At 70.8% G+C, this 19,742-nt stretch carries 15 protein-coding genes; 8 read left to right on the plus strand and 7 right to left on the minus strand.

The window, feature by feature from the left end:
• Positions 1–37 precede the first annotated feature (37 nt).
• Together ACYVDO_RS02800 and ACYVDO_RS02805 are read right to left on the minus strand one after the other, a co-directional pair.
• Positions 38–1,414: a DJ-1/PfpI family protein gene (locus ACYVDO_RS02800; RefSeq protein ID WP_460932704.1), complete on the minus strand. Its 1,377-nt coding sequence runs from the start codon at positions 1,412–1,414 to the stop codon at positions 38–40.
• Between the two features lie 201 nt (positions 1,415–1,615).
• A complete protein-coding gene (locus ACYVDO_RS02805; RefSeq protein WP_460932705.1) occupies positions 1,616–2,989 on the minus strand; it encodes an alpha/beta fold hydrolase in 1,374 nt (457 codons plus the stop codon).
• 309 nt (positions 2,990–3,298) lie between these two features.
• Here ACYVDO_RS02805 and ACYVDO_RS02810 point away from each other — a divergent pair, with 309 nt between their 5' ends.
• Positions 3,299–4,063, plus strand: coding sequence for an HD domain-containing protein (locus ACYVDO_RS02810; protein ID WP_460932706.1), 765 nt, complete (start codon positions 3,299–3,301; stop codon positions 4,061–4,063).
• Between the two features lie 99 nt (positions 4,064–4,162).
• The gene (locus ACYVDO_RS02815) at positions 4,163–5,047 is read left to right on the plus strand and encodes a CPBP family intramembrane glutamic endopeptidase (RefSeq protein WP_460932707.1); all 885 of its coding nucleotides are present in this window, start codon (positions 4,163–4,165) and stop codon (positions 5,045–5,047) included.
• A gap of 309 nt (positions 5,048–5,356) precedes the next feature.
• On the opposite strand, the gene ACYVDO_RS02820 is transcribed toward ACYVDO_RS02815, so the two are convergent.
• Positions 5,357–5,989, minus strand: a complete 633-nt coding sequence (locus ACYVDO_RS02820) for a DJ-1/PfpI family protein (protein WP_460932708.1) — start codon at positions 5,987–5,989, stop codon at positions 5,357–5,359.
• A gap of 57 nt (positions 5,990–6,046) precedes the next feature.
• Between ACYVDO_RS02820 and ACYVDO_RS02825 the strand changes: the two genes are divergently transcribed.
• Together ACYVDO_RS02825 and ACYVDO_RS02830 are read left to right on the plus strand one after the other, a co-directional pair.
• Complete coding sequence (locus ACYVDO_RS02825) at positions 6,047–8,872, plus strand: helix-turn-helix transcriptional regulator (RefSeq protein WP_460932709.1); 2,826 nt, start codon at positions 6,047–6,049, stop codon at positions 8,870–8,872.
• Positions 8,873–9,023: 151 nt separating this feature from the next.
• A complete protein-coding gene (locus tag ACYVDO_RS02830) occupies positions 9,024–10,565 on the plus strand; it encodes an MFS transporter (RefSeq protein ID WP_460932710.1) in 1,542 nt (513 codons plus the stop codon).
• 196 nt (positions 10,566–10,761) lie between these two features.
• On the opposite strand, the gene ACYVDO_RS02835 is transcribed toward ACYVDO_RS02830, so the two are convergent.
• Together ACYVDO_RS02835 and glnA are read right to left on the minus strand one after the other, a co-directional pair.
• Positions 10,762–12,030, minus strand: coding sequence for an alpha/beta fold hydrolase (locus tag ACYVDO_RS02835; RefSeq protein WP_460932711.1), 1,269 nt, complete (start codon positions 12,028–12,030; stop codon positions 10,762–10,764).
• A gap of 615 nt (positions 12,031–12,645) precedes the next feature.
• Complete coding sequence (gene glnA / locus ACYVDO_RS02840; RefSeq protein WP_460932712.1) at positions 12,646–14,070, minus strand: type I glutamate--ammonia ligase; 1,425 nt, start codon at positions 14,068–14,070, stop codon at positions 12,646–12,648.
• 127 nt (positions 14,071–14,197) lie between these two features.
• On the opposite strand from glnA, the gene ACYVDO_RS02845 reads away from it, so the two are divergent.
• Entirely contained in the window at positions 14,198–14,674 is a 477-nt protein-coding gene (locus tag ACYVDO_RS02845) for an RDD family protein (RefSeq protein WP_460932713.1), read from the plus strand.
• Between the two features lie 118 nt (positions 14,675–14,792).
• On the opposite strand, the gene ACYVDO_RS02850 is transcribed toward ACYVDO_RS02845, so the two are convergent.
• Together ACYVDO_RS02850 and ACYVDO_RS02855 are read right to left on the minus strand one after the other, a co-directional pair.
• Entirely contained in the window at positions 14,793–15,398 is a 606-nt protein-coding gene (locus tag ACYVDO_RS02850) for a PadR family transcriptional regulator (RefSeq protein ID WP_460932714.1), read from the minus strand.
• Positions 15,395–16,246 carry a DUF4097 family beta strand repeat-containing protein gene (locus ACYVDO_RS02855; protein WP_460932715.1) on the minus strand — a complete coding sequence of 284 codons (852 nt, stop codon included), beginning with the start codon at positions 16,244–16,246 and terminating at the stop codon, positions 15,395–15,397. The genes ACYVDO_RS02850 and ACYVDO_RS02855 overlap by 4 nt, the downstream gene beginning before the upstream one ends.
• A gap of 254 nt (positions 16,247–16,500) precedes the next feature.
• Between ACYVDO_RS02855 and ACYVDO_RS02860 the strand changes: the two genes are divergently transcribed.
• From ACYVDO_RS02860 to ACYVDO_RS02870, 3 genes are read left to right on the plus strand one after another with little or no spacing between them, the layout of a single operon-like run.
• On the plus strand, positions 16,501–17,802 hold the full coding sequence (locus ACYVDO_RS02860; RefSeq protein ID WP_460932716.1) for an ABC transporter substrate-binding protein: 1,302 nt from the start codon (positions 16,501–16,503) through the stop codon (positions 17,800–17,802).
• Between the two features lie 7 nt (positions 17,803–17,809).
• Positions 17,810–18,769 carry a carbohydrate ABC transporter permease gene (locus ACYVDO_RS02865; RefSeq protein ID WP_460932717.1) on the plus strand — a complete coding sequence of 320 codons (960 nt, stop codon included), beginning with the start codon at positions 17,810–17,812 and terminating at the stop codon, positions 18,767–18,769.
• A 7-nt stretch (positions 18,770–18,776) separates the two neighbouring features.
• Positions 18,777–19,742, plus strand: a complete 966-nt coding sequence (locus ACYVDO_RS02870; RefSeq protein WP_460932718.1) for a carbohydrate ABC transporter permease — start codon at positions 18,777–18,779, stop codon at positions 19,740–19,742.

Genomic DNA, 19,742 nt, shown 5'->3' on the forward strand with positions numbered 1-19,742 from the left:
CCTTCCCGCCCGTGGCCGGACAGGCCGGGATGGGGCGTCAGCGGCTGGCCGCCCCCTCCGAGAGGCGATGTCGTCGAGCGCGGCGCGTGAGGGTGGGCGCTGCAGCTGCGAGCGTGGTGAGGGCAAGGCACAGCGCCAGCAACGTGGGGATGCGGACGCCGGCGTCCCCGTCGAGGGGCAGGTGGGAGGTGGGGTAGTCGACCATCTTGCCGGCCGACACGGCGGTGGCGTGACCGGCGCCGGCCGCGAGGTACTCGAGGGCTCCGTCGAACCCGGGAGCATTGGCGTGGACCACGTCGACTGGGGCACCGTTGCGCGAAGCCCACGCCTTGATGCGTGGGTCGAGGGTGGTTCTGGAGGCTCCGGGGATGGCGAGGCGCGTCGGCTTGGGTTCGTCGGCGATGGTGTTGGTGCGGACGACGAGGCCGTGCCTGGTGGTGACGGTGCCGGTGGCGCTGAGGGGTACGGCGCGAGCGACGTAGGAGACGTCGTACACCTCGAAGGTGCTGGCGAGGTCGATCTCACCGACGCCGTTGGCCAGGGCGATGCCGATGGTCGGGCGTCCCCATGGCAGAACGGCGTTGAAGGCAATCGGCAGGTCGCGGGCGGTGAAGGACTGGACCGGAATGGTGGTGGGCTCGTTCGCGGACCAGTTCGGGTAGCCGACGCTGCGCCCGACACGGGCGGCTTCGTCCGGCCCGGCAAGTGCGGTGATCACGTGGAGGGCGCCGGGGATGCCGGAGGTGACTCCGGCGGTGGTCGTGATGAGGCCGTCCTGGACGAACCGTTGACCTCGCACCCAGTGGACCTGCGGGTGAGCCTTGCTGAGCTGGCTGATGCGTGACCAGTGGCTGGTGGCGGTACGCCCGTCGAGAAGGCCGGATTCGGCGAGGACGCCCGAGCCGTAGCAGACACCGAGCACCACGGCGCCGTCCCGGGCTTGGTCGGTGACCCAAGTGCGCAGGGGTGCTTCCTGCTCGCTGCCGGGCCTGTTGACGGCCGGGACGACGACGACGTCGGGCCGTGGGGCCCGCCCCGACGTGGTGTCTGCGAACGTGTAGGTGGGGACGATGTCGGGTCCGCCCTGGGTGGGTGCCGGGCCAGGCGAGGCGGCGACGGTGTACACGGTGAAGCGCGGTGAGCTGGCGAACACCTCGTAGGGGGCGAGGGCGTCGCTGCCCACGGTGCCGGTGGCGCCGAGGACGACGGCGACGACGAACCGGTCCCTCCCGGTCGGCGGTGCCGGCGGCGAAGGCTGGGAAGCGCGGACGGCTGTGCTGCGGACCGTGGTGGCTGGTGCGTCGGAGGCGCTGAGCGTGACGCGGGCGCCGGCGGCGGCCAGACCGGCCAACGTCAGGAGGCCGAGGGCAGCGGAGGACGCCAGGAACACGGCGCGGCGAGCGATTCTGGGCATGGCGGTCTTCCGTTTCGGCTGGGAGGGGGTGCAGTGCACTGGGGAAGGTCCGGAGCGGCCCGCCGCGGTGGGCGGGCCGCTCCCTGGGCCGTCGCTGCCGGTGCAGGGGGTTCGGCGGCGGGCCTCGGCGGTCACCTGGAAGAGGAGGGGTTGCGGTGACCGGGAGTTCGGGGACCGATGGCAGCGGCCCTCGGGGTGGTGCTACCGGGTGGGCACGTTGCCGTGGGTGCGGGCTGCGGTGACCACGTCGGTGATGGCGGTGACGGACTGCGCGGCACCGGCCGGGTTGTGCAGGAACCCGACGTGGTCCATGTCGGCGACGGTGTGCCGGCTGTTGGTGGACAGGGCCGCCATCTGGTCTTGGGCGGTGGTCCAGCCGGGCTTGGCATCGACGTTGGCCTTGGCGGTGAGGACGACCAGGGGCAGGTTTCCGAGCGTAGTCAGCGCCTGCGCCTGGGCGAACGTGGTGGGCAGCTGGACCTGCTCGGCGCGCATGCCGGCGAAACCGCGGGGGCTGTCGGCGAACGCGGCCGTCTGCTGGCCGGCGTTCCCGGGCAGGTTCGGTGTGGCCATGGCTTGCAGGAGGTGGCCGATGCCGAACCGGAACAGCGTGGGGCCGGCGGCGAGGCCGCGCCTGGCTACCTGGTACTCGCCATTGAAGGTGGTGACGATCTTGACCTGGTTCGGGCTGGCGCTGTCGAGCAGGACGATGCCGGCCACCTCGGAGGGGTACAGGTGCGTGTAGGTGAGGGCGTGCACGCCGCCGGAGGAGTGTCCGGCGAGGATGAACGGGCCGGTCTCGCCGGCGGCGGTGAGGAGCTTGTGCAGGTCGGTGGCTGCGGTGGTCGCGTCAGCGGGGTTCGAGGAGTCGTCGCTCCAGCCCTGCCCGGCCCGGTCGTACGCGCACACGCGGGTCGTGGTCGCGACCTGCGGCTGCACGCGAGCCCACTGCGGCGACGTCTCGCTGAGGCCGTTGAGGAGGACGACGGTGGGGGTGCCGGTGCCGGTGCAGTGCAGGTGGAGTCGGTACCCGCCCACGTCCACGAGCTTGCCTGGCATCGGCCCGGCGGCGGGCCTGGGGTCGCCCCCGGCGACCTGGAAGAGACCGCCGGCGCCGGCGGCGACCATGACGGCGGCGACCGGGTAGACGAACGCGCGGGCGCGGCGGCGCGGCAGGTCGCGCCGGGTGCGCCACCCCGTCCACACGCCGAGCGCGACCAGGGCGGGCGCCCAGAGCCACGGCAGGTGGCTCATGGTGGGCTCTCCGGGGTTGAGTACGACCATGAGGACGCCGCTGACCGCGAGGGCGACGGCGGGGACTGTCGCCCAGGTCTGGGGGCGGTTGGTGTAGCGGGTGGTGAGCCAGGCGAGCAGGCCCCAGCCGGCGGCGAACGCGAGCAGGGCTGCGCCCACGACGCGAGCCTCCGACGCGGACGGAAGCACGGCGAACGTCGTGACGGCGGCGCCGATGACGCCGGTCGCGATGGACGCGAACGTGATGCGCCCGAACGGTCCGGTCGCGTGTTCTCGGCTGCCGGTCGGGACCGGGGTGGCGGTGGTGGTGGCGGTGCTCATGGCGGGTTTCCTCTTCCTGGCCATCCGGGGCGGTCGGCCACATCACCACGGTCGCGGGAGCGGTGGTCGCTCGCCCCGGTCACATGACCGGGTTTCCCCGCCCGGTTCGTGGTGCGGCAGCGACAATGGAGAGCAGGGGTGTCCTGGCGCTGTCCGCCGACTGTCCCGCATCCGCACCACCTTGGGGCCGGGCGGCGCCCGCGCTAGGACCCGGCCATGTGGCCGGGGCGAACAGCGGCCGTGTGAGGGCACTCTCGAGGTCCTGACACCCCGTGCGGGCTGACGCCCGTGGACCGACGAAGGACGCAGATGAACTCGGTGAGCACCGTTGGAACCATCGACTGGAGTCGTCGCACTGGTGGGCGGCTCGAGCCGTCCGAGCGGCGCGCCCTGCTTGTGGACGTGGCGCGAGTGCACGGCACGAACGCGCTCGGGCGGCTGCGGATGGCGGCCCGCCTGCACCCGGGTCGGAACGCGTACGTTCCACCGTCACGGTTGCGGGTACCGGACTCGCCCCTGACCCGGGCAGCAGCCGACACGGCGGCCCGCCTCCTGCCCGGCACTCTCCTGGCGCACAGCCACCGGACGTACGTGTTCGGGCGAGCGCTCGGCGAGCTGGACGACATCGACGTCGACACCGAGGTGCTGTACGCGGCCGCGCTGCTGCACGACACGGGCCTTGTCCTGGCCCAGGGTGTCGACGACTTCACCCTCGCGTCGGCGCGCGTCGCGTGGGACGTGGCCGAGCAGGTGGGGTTGTCCACGGCGGCGACCGAGACGTTGCAGACGGCCATCACCATGCACCACAGCCCGCGCGTCACCTTGACCGCCGGCCCTGTCGCGTACCTGCTGTCGGCCGGTGCAGGTGTCGATGTCGTTGGTATGCGGGCCTGGGACCTGCCCCGCAGCGTTCTGGAGGGCGCCGTCACTGAGCATCCTCGCGAGGGCTTCAAGCGGTCGTTCGCGCACACCTGGGCCGATGAGGCGGCGCGGGTTCCGGGCGGGCGTGCGCAGCTCCTGCGTCGGTACGGCGCGTTCAGTGCCGCCATCCGTTTCGCACCGTTTGCCGAGTAGGCGCGGAAGGAGCGGCTGAATCCCGGCCGATGTGCCGGGGTGAGTGGGCGTGACGGTGAGCAGAGTCGAAGCCGTCACCCCGACTACCCGGAACCTCGCATGGAGATGACCGCAATGAACGTCAACGCATACAGCCCGCCATCCATTCTCCACCGCAGCGGCAGCCTGGACCGCGCGACGCGTTCGCGTCGTCGTCGGGTGGTCGAAGCAGTCGCGTTCGTGGCCGTCTGGGTCGCTGCCGGGTTCGTGCTCGGCCTGTCCAGCAACGCCTACCTGCTCCTCGGCATCCCGCTCACAGCCGCGTTCCAGGTCCTGGTGCGAAGCCGCCCGCTGCGTGAGCTCTTCGCATCCGGAACGACCCGGTTCGCTCTCACCGGCAAGGGTGCCGCCTTGGCCGTGGTCCTCGCGGCCACGCCGGCGTACTACGGCATCCAAGCTGTCGGTGAGGGCGACTGGGCAACTGTCGGCTGGTACGCCGCCGCCATGGGCGGTGCGGTCGCTGCCGCGTTCTCGCTGCGCGTGAGCAGCATCGCGACCACGCTGCGCGACGCAGCTCGACCCATCGCCGTGGGTGCTGGTGGTTTTGCCGCGGTGTACGGCGTCGTGCACGTGGCGACCGGCGCGCCGCTTCCCGCACTGGCTGCGATGGGCGCGCTGGTGAAGTACACCGCGTTGTACTTTCCTGCGACGTTCCTGCTGGAGGAGGTCGCGTTTCGCGGCGCCGTCGACGCTCATGTGCACCATGACGGTGAGTCCCGCGGGTGGGCGTCGGCCGTGTTCGTGTCGGGGTTGTGGGGGCTGTGGCATCTGCCGGTGTCGTCGGGGTTTCCCCTCCCGGTGCTGGTGGCGGAGCTCCTCGTGGTCCACGTGGTCATGGGTGTCTGGTTGTCGTTCGCGTGGCGCCGTACGCGCAACCTGGCTGCTCCCGCGTTGGCGCACGCGGTCAACGACGCGGTCCGCAACGCCACCATGCTCGGCCTGTGACGCCAGCCGTCCACCACAGGCGCAGACGTGTCCCGGTCGTCAGCACCACGACGGTCATCACGAGCCGCTGGCCGTCGTGGTCGGCGGCAGGCAGCCCTTTGTCCCCCGTCGAGGGGAGGTCACCGGCGTAGTACCCGTTGTGTGGGTGCACCGGGTGGCGGCTGGTGCCGAACCCTTCCTCGAGGGTCATCCATGCGGCCATGGCGCTCACGTTCCTTGCCTCATGCCAGCTCGCGGCTGACGTTGGACGTTGGAACCAGGTGGGCCGCGCCTCTTGCCCGCCCCTGTCGCAGCCCTGGCCCCGCCCGGTCAGATGGGTGGTTGAGGGTCGTACTGGACATCACTGCGCACGGTGCGGGCGCGTTCGGCGCCGGCGAGCCGGGCGATGAGGTGCAGGCCCATGTCGATGCCGGCGCTGACGCCGGCGCTGGTGATGACGTCACCGTCGTCGACGAAACGGGCCGTGTCCTGCACCTCGATCGAGGGGTCCAGGGAGTGCAGCAGCTCGAGGGACTCCCAGTGGGTGGTGGCCGGGCGGTCGGCCAGCAGGCCGGCGGCTGCGTACACCAGCGCACCGGTGCACACACTGGTCATGAGTGGGACGGTGGCGCGCTGCTGGCGCACCCACGTCAGGTGGTCCTCATCTCGCATGAGGGGGCGGGTGCCCTGCCCGCCCGGGTGGATGAGCACCGTCAGGGGCGGCATGTCGGCGAAGGAGTGGTGCGCCCCGAAGAGGGCGCCTTTGGCTGCTCGGACCGGATCACCGTCCCGGGAGATGAGCGAGACCGCCCATCCGTCCTGCGGGTGGCTCAGAACCCAGTTCGCCAGCACCTCCCAGGGGCCGATGGCGTCGAGCTCTTCGACGTCGTCGAACAGCAGGATGCCGATGTGGCGGGGCGTTGCCGGTGCCGGCTGGTGGATGGGGGTGGCTGAGGAGGTCATCGCGGAGCTTTCGTTGGTGGGGGTTGCTTCCTGGCTCTCAGGGTGACGTCCTCTGGCGTGTCCTCGCCCCAGCCAATGTGCCGGGATGGGTCCCGCCGACGTCTGCGGCGTCGCTACGCTCAGCAGGTGCTCCACGGTCGCGAACGCGAGCAGGCACAGCTCGCCGCCCTCGTTGACGAAGCACGTGCTGGCAGAGCCGGCGTGCTCGTCGTACGAGGCGAGCCAGGAGTGGGCAAGACCAGCCTGCTGCGGGACTTGACCGTTTCCTATGACCTAAGCCCGCAAGATTCGAACCGCCACGGACGCGTGCTCCGCACGTCCGGCATCGAGTCGCAGTCACCCCTGCCGTACGCCGCCTTGTATGGGCTGCTGCGACCAGCGCTGCTTCTTGACCACTTGCCGGGACCACAGGCGCGGGCACTGCGCGTCGCGTTCGGGCTCGAGGACGGACCCACCGTCGATCCGTTCATGGTCGGGGTGGCGACCCTGTCCGCCCTGACCGACATCGCCGAGCGGCAGGGGCATCTGGTGTGTGTCGTCGACGACGCTCAATGGCTCGACTCCGCGTCCTCGAATGCGCTGCTGTTCGCCGCCCGCCAGTTGGCCGTCGACCCGGTGGCGATGGTGTTCGCGGCCCGTACCGGCGAACCCGGCGCACCAGAGTTCGCCCCCTCTGGACTGCCAGTTCTTGAGTTCGGTGGTCTGGAGGAATCCGCGGCGCGACAGCTCCTCGAGCAGCGCACCGGCAACTCGGTGCCGAAGGAGGTCGTCGACCGGCTCCTGGTCGACACCGGCGGCAACCCGCTCGCCCTCCTCGAGCTTCCCACCGAGCTCACCGACGCCCAGCTGCACGGGCAGGCCCCGATGCCACAGCAGCTCACGCTGACCGCCGGCGTGGAGCGCGCGTTCCTGAACCGGTCGCGCCGCCTCGGCCCACAGGTACAGACCCTGCTGTTGGTCGCGGCCGCGGACGCCACCGGACGCGCCGACACCGTTCGTCAAGCGGCACAGGCGCTAGGCGTCGACGCCGTCGCGTGGGACGACGCCGAGCGGTCCGGACTGCTGAAGGTCACCGGGGACACGGTCGCGGTCCGCCACCCGCTGGTGCGTTCAGCCATCAACCAGGCCGCCACCAGCTTTGAACGTCGGCAAGTGCACCGTGCGCTTGCTGACGCGGTCGCCGCGGCCGACCCCGACCGGGCAACCTGGCACCGCGCCGCCGCCGCCGAAGGAGCCGACGGCGATGTCGCAGATGCGCTGCACGACGTGGGGGTACGCGCCGAGCAGCGTGGCGGCTACCTGGCGGCCGCGGAGGCGTACGAGCGGTCCGCAGCGTTGACCGTGAACGAGGGCACGCGCGCCGGGCGGCTGTTCGGTGCGGCACGGACCGCGTGGGCGGCCGGGCAGCCGCTTCGTGGTCGCACGCTGGCGTTGGCAGCCCGCGACATCGCCTCCGACCCACTGCTACGGGCGGACATCGACCGGCTGCGCGCCCGCAACGACGTGCACCTGGGCTCGGCGGTCGATGCGCACCGCATCTGCACCGTAGCCGCCCGCGCAGTCGCCGACCTCGACCCGGGACGGGCCCTGGAGATGGCGGCCGCGGCCGCCCTCAACCGCACCTACGGCGCCGACAGCGGCGCCGTCCTCGGCGACTCCGTCCTGGCCCACCTGCTCACGCCCACCGCTGAGGACTCCCCACGCACCGCGTGTCTGCGCCTGCTCCTGGAAACGCTCACCGCGTCCGGCGACCATGACTTCCGTCGCGCAGTCGTAGCCCTTGAGCAGGCGCTGGCGGCCGGACGTGAGGTCGACGACCTGGACGTCATGGGCAACCTGGGCAACACGGCGCTGCACCTGGGGCACGACGAAGGGGCACGGCTCTACTACTCCGCCATGGCGTCCACCGCCCGCGAGGCTGGCGCCGGCATGGTCGTCATCTACGCGCTGCAACGGCTCGCGTTCGTCCAGCTGCCCTTGGGGTCGTGGACGGCCATGCGCAGCTCCGCCGACGAAGCCCTCACCTTGGCCCGCAGCGTAGGACAACCGTCCCTGACCGCAGCACCCCTGGGCGCGCTGACCCTGCTCGCCACCCTCACCGGTGCCAGCGACTTCGAGGACCACCTGCACGAGCTCGAAGACGTCGCCGCACGGTTCCCGCTGGGCATCATGAACGATCCCGCCCACGACGTCACCCGCTGGGGGAAGGGCGCCCGTGCCGCCGCCGATGGGGACGCACCGACAGCCTTGCACCACCTGTCAGGGATGCGTGTTCCCGCCCTGCACCGGATGGCCGCCGTCGACCGCCTCGATGCCGCCGTCCGCGCAGGCGACGTGGGGCGAGCCGCCGCGTGGGTGAGCGAACTGGCCCCGTTTGCGGACGCGACGGGCCACCCGTGGGCGCTCGGCGCGGTCAGCTTCGGCAGGGCCCTGACCGCGCCCGACCCGGCCGACGTCGCGGTCGCCTTCGAGGACGCGGTCGGCCACTACCAGCGGGCCGGGCGCCCGTTCGACCTCGCCCGGGCCCAGCTCGCGTACGGGGAGTTTCTGCGCCGCACCAACCGGCGGGTCGACGCCCGTACCCACCTACGCAATGCGCTCGGCACGTTCACCGACCTCGGCGCGGCGCCCTTCGTGGAACGGGCGACGCAGGAGCTGCGCGCGTCCGGGGAGACCGCGCGCAAGCGCGACCCGTCCACACTGCTGGACCTGACCCCGATGGAACGCAAGGTCGCCGAGCTGGTCAGCACCGGCCTTTCCAACAAGGACGTCGCGGCCCAGTGCTGGGTGTCCCCGCGCACGGTCGCGTTCCACCTGCGGAACGTGTTCACCAAGGTCGGTGTGAGCTCCCGGACCGAGCTCGCCCAACTCGACTTCAGCTGACCTCGACCGGCCAGTGGTCCCACTGGGACGCAGAACCCGGCCAGATGACCGGGGCGAGCATTCGGCTCCAAAGCGACCGTGGGTGGAACACCGCACCAGAACCTCCGAAACGGTGGACCACCAGCCAGCACCTCGCCAAGGAGCAGCAGCCATGCACACCCGACCCACCTCCGAACCGACGGTCACTACCGTCCCCGGCCACGAGCACAGCGGACCAGTCACCGCGCACACCCCCACGCACCACCACGGCCACGCGGCCGTCGAAACCCACCACGCCCACAGCGACGACGGGCCGCGCCAGCCGTGGCTGGTTCTCGGCCTCGCGCTCGCCGCGCAGATCCTCGTCGTCCTGGACATCTCCGTCGTCAACACTGCGCTGCCCTCCATCGGCCGCGACCTACGGCTGGACGGGTCCGGCATGCAGTGGGTCGTCACCGCCTACCTGATGATGTCCGGCGGCGGCCTGCTGTTCGGTGGCCGCGTCGCCGACCTGCTGTCCCGCAAGTGGGTGTTCCTGACCGGGCTGGCCGTGTTCACCGCCGCCTCCGTCGTGTCCGGCTTCGCCAACGGCGCCGGGCAGCTCATCGCCGCCCGTGCAGGCCAGGGACTGTCCGCGGCCCTGCTGACCCCCGCAGCCCTGTCCATCATCATGACCACCTACTCCGGCGCCCAGCGCCGCCTCGGCTTGGCGCTGTGGGGCGCGGTCGGGTCCCTCGGGGTCGCCGCCGGTGTCCTGCTCGGCGGTGCCCTCACCACGTGGGCCGGGTGGCGCACCATCTTCTTCATCAACGCCCCCATCGGTGTCATCGCGCTCGTCGCTGGCCTGAAGGTCATCCCGGCAGCCGCGACCGCCCGCGCCACGCTGCGGCAGTACGACGTCCCCGGTGCGGCCGCCGTCGTCGGCGCCCTGGCGGCGCTCATCTACGCCCTCGGCGCGACCGAGCGGCACGGCTGGTCGTCGGTCCCGGTCCTGCTCGGGTTCGCCGTGTCGGCGGTTCTCGCGGTCGTGTTCGCCCGCCGCGAGAACCGGGCCAGCAGCCCGCTCGTCCCGCCGCACACGTGGAAGGTGAAGTCGCTCGTGTCCGGCACGGCGGTGATGCTCGGCGTGACCGGTGTCCTGGTCGGGACGGTGTTCCTCACGTCCATCTTCGTCCAGGCAGTGCTGGGGTACTCGGCCCTGAGGGCCGGGGTGGCGTTCCTGCCCTTCGCCCTGGCCATCACCGGCGGCACCATCGCAGCCCGGCACGCCCTCGCGCACGGGGCACCACGTGTCATCGCCGGGCTCGGCCTGATCGTCGTCGCGGTCGGCGCCGTCCTCCTCACGCAGGCGTCGGCCGGCAGCAGCTACCTGACCGGGGTCCTGCCGGGCCTGGTCACCATCGGCCTCGGTGTCGGCATGGTGTTCGTCCCCGTCTCCGTGACCGCCATGGGTGGCATCCCGCCCCAGCACGCGGGAATGGCGTCCGGGTTCCTCATGACCGGTCACGAGGTCGGCGCCGCTCTCGGTGTGGCCGTCCTGTCGGCGGTCGCGAACAGTGCCGGCAACCTGGCAACCACGGCCGGGGTCACCCACGGTTTCCCCCGCGGGTTCCTGGCCGCCGCGGTCATCGCCGGCGCCCTGGCCGTGTTCGCCTACCTGCGGATGCCCGGGCAGCGGGTCGAGGGTGGCGCGGGGATGCACATGCACCACTGAGCAACCTCGACCGTTCAGCTTCTCGTGGTGCGGCAGCCGCCCAGTCCCTGTGCCGGGGTTGGGCGGCTGCTCACGTGCCAAGCGACTCCGTTGGACTCAGCGCAGGCCCAGCTACTGGTGCGCCACCGGGCTGGGCTGGTTCGCTCGACCCAGGCCGGACGGCGCAGGAGCCCGCGTGAGCCTGCGCCGCGGGGGGCTACGGCGTCAGCGGCGCCTTGGCTCGCACGGCTGCCACGACCTCGGTGATGGCTTGGGCGGTCCTCGACGCTGGCTGTTGCGAGGCCACCATGTCCTCGTGCGCCACGCCCTTGAACACCTCGTGGCGCGCGTTGGTCGACAGCGTCGCCAGCTGGTTCTGCTTGGGGAACCAGGTAGCCGGGTTGTCACCTGCGGTGAGCACGACCAGCGGCTTGCTGCCGAACGTGGTGAGCGCAGCCGCGTCACGGACCGCGGCACCCGCGGCCGCGTACTCATCGAGGGTGGAGCGGAACCCGTTGACCGTGGACATGCTCGCCTTCGCCTCGCCTGTGGCACGCGGCGGCAGGGTCAGTCCGGCAACGGCGGTGTAGAGCCTGGCGAGCCCAACCCGAGCGGTGCTGGAAAGCAGTGCTGAGCCTCGCGCCAAGACGCCGTCGGAACTGGCGGTGACCGAGGCGCCGGAGGTGGCGTCGGGCATCGTGGAGTCGATGAGGACCATGCCGGACACCTCGTTCGGGTACTTGGCTGCGAAGGCGAGCGTGTACAGGCCGCCGAAGGAGTGCCCGGCAACGACATATGGTCCGGGCACGTTCGCCTTCTGCAGCGCGCTGTGCAGGTCGGTCGCGATGGTGTTCCCGTCTTGGAGGACGTCCACGGGGTCGCTGCGGCCGCGTCCGGGGCGGTCGTACACGCACACTCGGGATGTGGCTGCGACCTTCGGGGCGATCCACGCCATGGTGGAGGACATGTCCCCGCCACCGGGTTGCAGCAAGACGGTGGGGCTGCCGGTGCCGGTGCATGACAGGTGCAGCCGGTGGCCGCCGACGTCGACGAGCTTGCCGGGCATCGGGTACGCGCTGGCGTCGAGGGCTTCTCGGACGGTTTCGTACCCGCCGCCGACTGACCACAGGCCGAGGAGGGCGAGCAGCGGATACGCGAGCAGCGCCTTGCTTCGGCTGTGCAGCTGTCGGCGTGCACCGACCCAGGACGAGATGACGACGGCGAGCAGGAGCGGTGGCCATACCCAGTTCAGGACGCCGTTGATGGACGGTCCGAACGCGAGCAGCAGCAGGCCGCTGACGCCCATGAAGGCAGCAGGGAGCAGTGCCCAACGTTGCGGTTGGTCTGTCCGACGGGCGGAGAGCTGCGCGACCAGGGCCCATCCGACGGCGAAGCCGAACAGGACCGCACCGACGATCCGTGGTTCCTGCGCGGGGATGAACGGGACGAAGACGAGGACGAGGGCAAGGAGCAGTCCGGCCGTCAACGACCCGAGCACCACTCTGCCGATGTGCCCGCGGGGCTGGCCCGAAGGGGTTGGCCTCGCTTTCCCTCGCTTGGTCCTGCGGGTGCCGGGAGCGGTCGGGGTAGTGGTCACGATGGACTCCAATCCACCACTGGCGTCGCGCGAGCGCGGGAGTCCGCGCCTGGGGCACGTGCCGTCCCATCCAACGTACGGACGTGACCGGCGGGGCGACACGGCCCGCTGTGACTACGTTCGCCGCTGATGTGACTGGTCACCCGCACCGTCGGTGAACCGGGCCTGACCTGCACAAACGGTGCGAGTCGGTGTACTGCATGAGGAACTCCTCGCATGCGTGCGCCCGACCCGGGCGGGTCCAGCTGGACGCCGCGAACCGTCAGGGCGACCCGCCAGGCCGCAAACGGCAGCGAGTGTCCCGCCGAGAACCGACTGACGCGGAGTGCCCCGGTCAGAAGGGGGAGGCGGAGGTCGCCGTCCGGCAGGCCGGCCGCGCAATCCCCACCCTTTTCCCCTCGACCCGACCGTGGACGCAGGCGAGCCCCGGCCGGGGGAATCTGGGGGACACCCCGGCCGGGGCTCGGCAACACTGCAGGTCAGGCCCGGTGAAGGACCTCCCGGTCAGATGTCGTAGTACATCTCGAACTCGTGCGGGTGCGGGCGGAACCGGATCGGGTCGACCTCGTTCTTGCGCTTCCACTCGATCCAGGTCTCGATGAGGTCCTTGGTGAAGACGTCGCCCTCGAGCAGGAACTCGTGGTCGGCCTCGAGCGCGTCGAGCACCTCGGGCAGCGAGCCGGGCACCTGCTCGATGGCGGCGTGCTCCTCCGGCGGCAGCTCGTAGAGGTCCTTGTCCACGGGCTCCGGCGGCTCGATCCGGTTCTTGATGCCGTCCAGGCCCGCCATGAGCATCGCGGAGAACGCCAGGTACGGGTTCGCCGACGGGTCCGGCACCCGGAACTCCACACGCTTGGCCTTGGGGCTGTCACCGGTGATCGGGATGCGGATGCAGGCCGAGCGGTTGCGGGCCGAGTAGACGAGGTTGACCGGGGCCTCGTAGCCGGGGACGAGGCGGTGGTAGGAGTTCACCGTCGGGTTGGTGAACGCGAGCAGCGCCGGGGCGTGCTTGAGCAGGCCACCGATGTACCACCGGGCGATGTCCGACAGGCCGCCGTAGCCGCGCTCGTCGTAGAAGAGCGGCTCGCCGTCCTTCCACAGCGACTGGTGGCTGTGCATCCCGGACCCGTTGTCACCGAACAGCGGCTTGGGCATGAAGGTGACGGTCTTGCCGCCCTCCCAGGCCACGTTCTTGATGATGTACTTGAACTTCAGCACGTCGTCGGCGGCCTGCTTCAGGGTGTTGAAGCGGTAGTTGATCTCCTGCTGGCCCGCGGTGCCGACCTCGTGGTGGGCGCGCTCGACGGACAGGCCGGCAGCGGCGAGAGCCAGCGACATCTCGTCGCGCAGGTCGGCGAAGTGGTCGACCGGCGGCACGGGGAAGTACCCACCCTTGTACCGGGTCTTGTACCCCTTGTTGCCGCCCTCCTCCTCGCGACCGGTGTTCCAGGCCGCCTCGACCGAGTCGATGAAGTAGTAGCCGGCGTTCTGCTTGGTCTCGAAGCGCACGTCGTCGAAGACGTAGAACTCGGCCTCCGCGCCGAAGTACGCGGTGTCGGCGATGCCCGTCGACTTGAGGTAGGCCTCGGCCTTGGCCGCGATGTTGCGCGGGTCCCGGGAGTACTCCTCGTTCGTGAACGGGTCCACGATGGAGAAGTTCAGGATGAGCGTCTTCTCCTTGCGGAACGGGTCGAGGTAGGCGCTCGTGGGGTCCGGGATGAGCTTCATGTCGGACTCGTGGATCGCCTGGAACCCGCGGATCGAGGACCCGTCGAACATCTGGCCGTTCTTCATGAAGTCCGCGTCCACGGTCTCGGCCGGCACGTTGAAGTGCTGCATGACGCCGGGCAGGTCGCAGAACCGCACATCGACGAACTTGACGTCCTCGTCCTTGATGAACGTCAGGACCTCGTCAGCATTGCTGAACAATAGGGGCCTCCTGGTGGTGGTCCGGGCGCGCAGGCCCGGGTGGGGTCGCGATCGACAGTAGCGGGGCGGCATTGCCCGGGCATGACCCACATGTTTCGCCGGTGTTACGCCGTGAGAGGCTGGCGCCGTGGTCGACCGCAAGGACATCGGCTCCTGGCTCGAGGGTCCGGGAGCGCGGTCCGGTGAACCCTCGGGGGCGCCGGGAGCACGACTGGGTATGCCGGCCAGCGGCCACGGCTCCGTCGGCCGGTTCGGCCGCCGGCTGGTCGGCGTCGTCATCGACTGGACGCTCTGCCAGCTCATCGCCAGCGCGCTGTTCCACGTGCCGCTGCCGTTCCGCGGCGTGGCGAGCGGGAGGGACTCGCTGGTCCTGCTCGCCGTGTTCGCCGTCGAGAACCTGCTGCTGGTCGGCACGCTGGGCAGCACCATCGGGCACCGCGTCGTCGGTCTGCGGGTGGTCGCCCTGGACGGCAGCGCCGCGCGCCCGTTCCCGGTGCTCGTGCGCACGGTGCTGCTGTGCCTCTTCCTGCCGGCGATGTTCTGGGACAAGGACGGCCGCGGCCTGCACGACCGCGCCGCGGGCACCGTCATCGTCCGCACCTGACCCAGCACACCGGCATACCTGCACCTGACCGGGCGCATCCGCATACCTGCGCCTCACGGCGCGCGCCAACACACCGGCAGCCGACCGGGCACGCCGGCACGGAAGTGCGAGGCGCGCCTCAGCGGCGGGTGAGGACCTCGCGGATCCGCTGCGAGGCGTCGGTGAGGATCGCGGTGATCTCGCGGCTCTGCTCCGCGGTGACGCCGTGTCGCTTCCACGCGTCCCGCGCCTCGCGTCGCAGCTGCTGGACCGCGCTCTCGAGCTCGCGGAAGCCCTGCGCGTCGCTGCCGGTCCAGCCGCTCCACGGGTCGCCGCCGCCGGCAGGGGTGGCGGTGCGCCGTGCCTCCTGGGCGGCGGCCTTGAGCTCGGCGCGCAGGTCGCTCGCCTGTCCGCGGACCCGCGAGCGCACCTCCTGCGCGAGCCGGCGCACCGAGTCGTCGAGGTCGACCTGCAGGTCGGCCAGGTCGTCCCGCCGGGCGCGCACCTCGGCGCGGCCCGCCTCGGTGATCCGGTACACGGCCTTGCGTCCCTCGTCGCTCCGCTCGACCAGGCCCTCCTCCTCGAGCTTGGCCAGGCGCGGGTACACGGTGCCCGCACTGGGGGAGTAGAGGCCGTTGAACCTCTGCTCGAGGTCCTGGATCACCTCGTAGCCGTGCCGGGGGCCGTCGTCGAGGAGTGCGAGCAGGTACAGGCGCAGCTGGCCGTGCGCGAAGACCGGGCTCACGCGCCGACCCCCTGCTCGGGGGTGCCGCCGCTACCGGCACCGCCGGGCTGCAGGACCACCACGTCGCCGGACACCGCGTTCGCGGTGAGCCGCAGGCCACCGTCGCCGTGCTGCAGCCGGCCGCCGTTGCGCCGTGAGGTGCGGTCGATGGTGAGGCCGTCGATGACGACCGACCCGGTGGCGGTGCTCGCCTTGACGTCGTACCCGGCGTGCGGCGCGCGCACGGTGACGTCGCCGGACACCGAGCTGGAGGAGATCGTGGCTGCGCCGTTGGTCAGGTCGAGCGTCACGTCGCCGCTGACGGTGTGGATGCCGACCTCGGCGAGCTCGCTGTGCTGGGCGGTGACGGCGCCGGAGACCGAGTTGACCTTGAGCAGGCCGTGCAGGTTGCCGCACTCCACCTCACCCGACACGGTGTTGACGTCCACGGGGCCGACGACGTCGTCGAGCGTCATGGCGCCGGTGACGGTGTTCACCCTGGCCCCGGCACGCAGACCCGCGAGGAGGCTGCTCGCGCTCACCGTGCTGACCGATGTCGCGGCCTCCTCGGGCACCGACAGGCTCAGGGTGACGCGGTTGCGGTCCAGCCAGTCCACGCCCTGGCGCAGCTTGCCGAGGATCGTGTCGGCCTCGACGCCGTGGGTGATCTTGAGCAGCGAGCCGTCCCACACGACCCGCAGCGGGGTGCCGCGGATCGCGGTGACCTCCACCCGCGCGGTGGGGGAGTCCGTGTGCGTCACGACGTCGACGTGGCCGCCGACCACCGCGACGCTCAGCCGGCCGACCCGCTCGCCCTCGCCGCCGATGTCGAGGACGCGGGGGCTGTCGATGGTCCATTCCTGGGTCATGGGGACGTTCCTTCCACTCTTCGCGTTATATCGCGTTGTCCCGAACACGTTATATCGCGTTCGTCGGCGGGGCAAGGGCCGCTCGTCGCGCGGCCCGCGGGCCAGGGGGGCGCCCAGGGCCCCGGACGAGCTGTCGGTAACGAATGGGTCACGAAATGGGATCGCTCCCACACCAGGTCTTGACCGGACGCCCCGGACTGCGGCTCCATTCTCGGGAGCGCTCCCACAGAGGGGGCAGGACGAAAGGTGCAACGGTGCACATCCCCTCGCGCAGGCTGCTCGGGTCAGCCGCCCTCATCGCCACGGTCGCCCTCTCCACCGCTGCGTGCGGTGGGGACAACGGGGGCACCGCCTCCGCCGGCACGCAGAAGGTCACCCTGCGGGTGAGCACCTTCGGCAAGTTCGGCTACACCGACCTGTACAAGCAGTACATGAAGGACCACCCCAACGTGACCGTCGTCGAGACGGCGGAAGGGGACCTCGGCAAGTACAACACCCAGCTCATCCAGCGCATCGCCGCGGGCTCGGGCGCGGGCGACGTCGTGGCCCTGGAGGAGGGCCAGATCGTCAACTTCCTGCAGAGCGCCGACAAGTTCGTCAACCTGCAGGACTACGGCAGCAACGACCTCAAGGGCAACTTCCTGCCGTGGAAGTACGCCAACGCCACCACCGCCGACGGCAAGACCACGATCGGCCTCGGCACCGACGTCGGCGGCCTGGCCATGTGCTACCGCCGCGACCTGTTCGAGAAGGCCGGGCTCCCGACGGACCGCACCGAGGTCGGCAAGCTGTGGCCGACCTGGGACGACTACATCGCGACCGGCAAGCGCTACGAGGCGGGCATCAAGGACACCAAGTCGCACTTCGTCGACAGTGCCACCAACACCTACAACTCGATCCTCATGCAGTCCTCGGACCACACCTACTTCGACCGTGACGAGAAGCTCGTCATCGAGTCCAACCCCGGTGTGAAGTCCGCGTGGGACGAGAGCCTGAAGATGGTCGACGAGGGGCTCTCGGCGAAGCTCAAGGCCTTCTCGCCCGAGTGGAACGCCGGCTTCAAGAACGGCTCCTTCGCCACCCTGGCCTGCCCCGCCTGGATGACCGGGTACATCAAGGACCAGGCCGGTGCCGAGAACAGCGGCAAGTGGGACATCACGACCGTCCCCGGCGGCGGCGGCAACTGGGGCGGCTCGTGGCTCGGCGTGCCCAAGCAGAGCAAGCACCAGAAGGAGGCCGTCGAGCTCGCGAAGTTCCTCACGACCGGCCAGAGCCAGCTCGCCGCCTTCAAGGCCGTCGGGAACCTCCCGTCGAACCCGACGCTGTACACCGACCCGGCGTTGAAGGACGCGAAGAACGAGTACTTCAACAACGCCCCGGTGGGTGAGCTCTTCGTCGCCGGCGCCGCCAGCCTCAAGCCGGTCTTCCTCGGCGCCAAGAACCAGCCGGTCCGCGACGCCGTCGAGAACGCCATGCGCAGCGTCGAGGGCGGCCAGCGCAGTGCCGCGGACGGCTGGAAGGAGGCGGTCTCGGCCGCCGAGAAGGCGGCGAAGTAGCCCTCCCGTGACCACCACGACCGCAGCACCCACGGCACCACCGGGCACGGACCCGGCCCGGTGGCGCCGCTGGCTGCGCCGCGCGGACACGCACGTGACGCCGTACGCCATGGTGTCGCCGTTCTTCGTGCTGTTCGCGGTGTTCGGCCTCTTCCCGCTGCTCTACACCGCGTGGGTGAGCACCCACGACTGGAGCCTGCTCGCGGGAGACCAGGGCTGGCTCGGCCTGGGCAACTACGCGGAGCTCATGCAGGACTCCGACTTCTGGAACGCCATGCTCAACACGTTCGCGATGTTCGTCATCGCGACGGTGCCGCAGCTGGTGCTGGCGATGGTCCTGGCCCAGATGCTCAACTCGAGGCTGCGCGCGGCGACGTTCTGGCGCATGGGGATCCTGCTGCCGAACGTCACGTCGGTGGCCGCGGTGGGGATCATCTTCACGCTGATGTTCAGCCGCGACTTCGGCCTCTTCAACTGGCTGCTGGGGCACGTGGGGGTCGACCCGATCGCGTGGCAGGACCACCGCTGGTCGAGCTGGATCGCCATCTCCACCATGGTCGACTGGCGGTGGACCGGGTACAACGCCCTCATCCTGCTCGCCGCGCTGCAGTCGGTGCCGACCGAGATCTACGAGGCGGCGCGCATCGACGGCGCGAACGGCTGGCGCACCTTCTGGTCGATCACGGTGCCCATGCTGCGGCCCACGCTCATCTTCGTCACCATCGTGGCCACCATCGGCGGCACGCAGCTGTTCACCGAGCCGCTCCTGTTCAACCCCGGCGCGAACTCGATCAACGGCGGCACCACCGGCCAGTTCCAGACGGCGGCCATGTACCTCGTCCAGAACGCGTTCACCGGCCAGCGGTTCGGGTACGCCGCGACCATCGCGTGGGTGCTGTTCCTCTTCATCGCGGCGTTCTCGGCGGTCAACGTGCTGCTGCTGCGGCGCATCCGGTCGGCGGAGTGAGGACACCATGACCCAGACCCAGGTTCCCGCCGGGGTGCCCGCCGCGAGCGGAGCCGAGCCCACGGCATACCAGGCACGCACGGGCCTGCGGCGCCCCCGACGCACACGTCCGCCGCGGTCGCTCGGCCAGGCGGCCGCCCGCAGCACCGGCGCCACGCCGGCCGGCCGGCTCGTCTACCTCAGCCTGGCGCTGTCCGTGCTGCTCTCGGCGGGCCCGCTCTACTACATGGTCGTCATGGCCTCCCGGCCCAACAGCGACATCTCCTCGATCCCGCCACCGCTCACCCCCGGTGGCGACCTCGGCGCCAACATCTCGCGCGTCTTCGCCAACCAGGACGTGCTCTTCGGGCAGGCGATGCTCCACTCGCTGCTCGTCGCAGGGGCGGCGACCGTCTCGGTGGTGGTGCTGTCCTCGCTGGCGGGGTTCGCCTTCGCCAAGCTGCAGTTCCGCGGCCGGAACGCCCTGCTGCTCGTGGTCGTGGCGACGATGATGGTGCCGGTGCAGCTCGGCCTCGTCCCGCTGTACATGCTCATGTCGAAGATCGGGCTGGCCGGGACGCTGTGGTCGGCGCTGCTGCCCTTCCTCGTCAGTGGGTTCGGTGTGTTCATGATGCGCCAGTACGCGGCGCAGGCCATCCCCACCGAGCTCATCGAGGCGGCCAGGGTCGACGGGGCCTCGACGACCCGGATCTTCTTCTCGGTGGTCTTCCCGGTGCTGCGGCCGGCCGCCGCGGTGCTCGGGCTGCTCACGTTCATGGAGCGCTGGAACGATTTCCTGTGGCCGTACCTCACCCTCGACGCCGACCACCCCACGGTCCAGGTCGCGCTGTCCCGGCTCTCGGGGGGCTACTACACCGACCAGGCGCTCGTCATGGCCGGGACCCTGCTGGGCACCCTGCCGCTGGTCGTCGTGTTTCTCGTGTTCGGCCGCCAGATCATCGGCGGCATCATGCAGGGCGGAGTCAAAGGATGA

This window comes from Phycicoccus ginsengisoli (assembly GCF_054779295.1).

What these genes read in the sequence shown, in the direction of transcription:
- ACYVDO_RS02855 (WP_460932715.1), bottom strand. Translation starts at nt 16,246, where the DNA reads ATGACCCAGGAATGGACCATCGACAGCCCCCGCGTCCTCGACATCGGC.
- ACYVDO_RS02815 (WP_460932707.1), top strand. Translation starts at nt 4,163, where the DNA reads ATGGAGATGACCGCAATGAACGTCAACGCATACAGCCCGCCATCCATT.
- ACYVDO_RS02830 (WP_460932710.1), top strand. Translation starts at nt 9,024, where the DNA reads ATGCACACCCGACCCACCTCCGAACCGACGGTCACTACCGTCCCCGGC.
- ACYVDO_RS02800 (WP_460932704.1), bottom strand. Translation starts at nt 1,414, where the DNA reads ATGCCCAGAATCGCTCGCCGCGCCGTGTTCCTGGCGTCCTCCGCTGCC.
- ACYVDO_RS02870 (WP_460932718.1), top strand. Translation starts at nt 18,777, where the DNA reads ATGACCCAGACCCAGGTTCCCGCCGGGGTGCCCGCCGCGAGCGGAGCC.
- ACYVDO_RS02810 (WP_460932706.1), top strand. Translation starts at nt 3,299, where the DNA reads ATGAACTCGGTGAGCACCGTTGGAACCATCGACTGGAGTCGTCGCACT.
- ACYVDO_RS02820 (WP_460932708.1), bottom strand. Translation starts at nt 5,989, where the DNA reads ATGACCTCCTCAGCCACCCCCATCCACCAGCCGGCACCGGCAACGCCC.
- ACYVDO_RS02805 (WP_460932705.1), bottom strand. Translation starts at nt 2,989, where the DNA reads ATGAGCACCGCCACCACCACCGCCACCCCGGTCCCGACCGGCAGCCGA.